Consider the following 1,859-nt stretch of genomic DNA (forward strand, 5'->3'; position numbering starts at 1 on the left):
CCCGCGCCCGCGCCCGTGTCCTGCTCGCCAAAGCCGAACGCCGGCGGCGACCACCCCGGGCCAAAGGGCGATGACGGCTGGGCCTTGCCAAGGCCCTGCGCCCACGCCTCCATCATCATCTGCTGCGCGCGGCCCATCACCAGCGTCCAATGCTGCCAGTCTTCGAGCGTCGGCATGGCGGGTGCGGCGGGAGGGCTGTCGTCGGTCATGGGTCCCATATAGCCGTCATTGCGAGCGGAGCGAAGCAATCCATCTTCCCGGCACTGGATTGCTTCGTCGCTTCGCTCCTCGCAATGACGAAAAATAATGATCACCCCCGCCCTCCCCGATGCGCTCGCCTTGCTCGACTATTTCGGCATTGCTGTCTTCGCCGTCTCGGGCGCCTTGCTCGCCGCCGAAAAGCGCCAGACGCTCGTCACCTTCATCTTCTTCGCGGTCGTCACCGGGATCGGCGGCGGCACGTTGCGCGATCTGCTGATCGGCGCGCCGGTGTTCTGGGTGCACAATAATGCGACGCTGCTCATATGCATCGCCGCCGGAATCCTCGTCTGGGCGCTGAGCCATCGCCGCTTCGCCGGGCGCGCCTTGCTCTGGTTCGACGCCGCCGGGCTCGCGGCTTACTCAACCTATGGCGCGGCCAAGGCGCTGAGCTATGGCGTCGCGCCGGTCCCCGCGTTCGGCATGGGCGTGCTCACCGCCTGCGCCGGCGGGATCCTGCGCGACCTGCTCGCGGGCGAGCCTTCGGTGCTGATGCGCCCCGAACTCTATGTCACCGCCGCCGCGCTCGCCGCCGGCCTGTTCGTCGCGCTCGCGCTCGCCGGCATCGGCCTGCCCGTCGCCACGCTGATCGCCGCGCTCGCCGGCTTCGGCCTGCGCGGCATGGCGATCGGCCGCGGCTGGTCATTGCCCGCCTATCGCGATTAATGGCGCCGCTTATGGATTCCGATTTCTACCGCATCCGCCGCCTGCCGCCTTATGTCTTCGCCGAGGTCAATGCGATGAAGGCCGCCGCCCGCGCGCGCGGCGAAGATGTCGTCGATCTCGGCATGGGCAATCCCGACGGCGCGCCGCCGCCGCACGTCATCGCCAAGCTCGCCGAAGTCGCCGCCAAGCCGACCGCACACCGTTATTCCGCAAGCCGCGGCATCCCCGGGCTGCGCAAGGCGCAGGCGGCTTATTATCAGCGCCGCTTCGCCGTCGCGCTCGACCCCGACAAGGAGGTCATCGTCACGCTCGGCTCGAAGGAGGGCCTCGCCAACCTCGCGCAGGCGATCACTGCGCCGGGCGACGTCGTCCTCGCGCCCAATCCGAGCTACCCGATCCACACCTTCGGCTTCATCATCGCCGGCGCCGCGATCCGCTCGATACCCGCCGCCCCGGGCGAGGATTTCTTCGAGCGACTGCGCCTCGCGATGCGCTACACCGTGCCCCGGCCCAAGGTGCTGGTCGTCGGCTATCCTTCCAACCCCACCGCTTATGTCGCCGACCTGCCCTTCTACGAGCGGCTGATCGCCTTCGCGCGCGAGCATGAATTGATCGTCATCTCCGATCTCGCCTACGCGGAGATTTATTTCGGCGACACGCCCACCCCCTCGATCCTCCAAGTCGACGGCGCCAAGGAGGTCGCGGTCGAGTTCACGTCGATGTCCAAGACCTATTCGATGGCCGGCTGGCGGATGGGCTTCGCGGTCGGCAACGCCCGCCTGATCGAGGCGCTGGCGCGGGTCAAATCCTACCTCGATTATGGGGCGTTCACGCCGATCCAGGCCGCCGCCTGCGCCGCACTTAACGGCCCGCAGGACATCATCGACTTCAACCGCGCGCTGTACAAAAAGCGCCGCGACGTTCTGGTCGAGAGC

The 1,859-nt window shown here is 67.8% G+C and carries 3 protein-coding genes; 2 read left to right on the forward strand and 1 reads right to left on the reverse strand.

Features of this window, described 5'->3' with window-relative positions; all coding sequences use genetic code 11:
* Nucleotides 1-209: hypothetical protein (locus AC30N0_RS14355; RefSeq protein ID WP_489518586.1), on the reverse strand; the 209-nt coding region annotated here is incomplete at its 3' end.
* A gap of 97 nt (nt 210-306) precedes the next feature.
* Here AC30N0_RS14355 and AC30N0_RS14360 point away from each other — a divergent pair.
* Entirely contained in the window at nt 307-924 is a 618-nt protein-coding gene (locus tag AC30N0_RS14360; RefSeq protein ID WP_489518587.1) for a trimeric intracellular cation channel family protein, read from the forward strand.
* Between the two features lie 11 nt (nt 925-935).
* Nucleotides 936-1,859: aminotransferase class I/II-fold pyridoxal phosphate-dependent enzyme (locus tag AC30N0_RS14365; protein WP_489518588.1), on the forward strand; the 924-nt coding region annotated here is incomplete at its 3' end.

It is taken from the genome of Rhizobacter sp. (genome assembly GCF_031412495.1).
Taxonomy (GTDB): domain Bacteria; phylum Pseudomonadota; class Gammaproteobacteria; order Burkholderiales; family Burkholderiaceae_C; genus Schlegelella_A.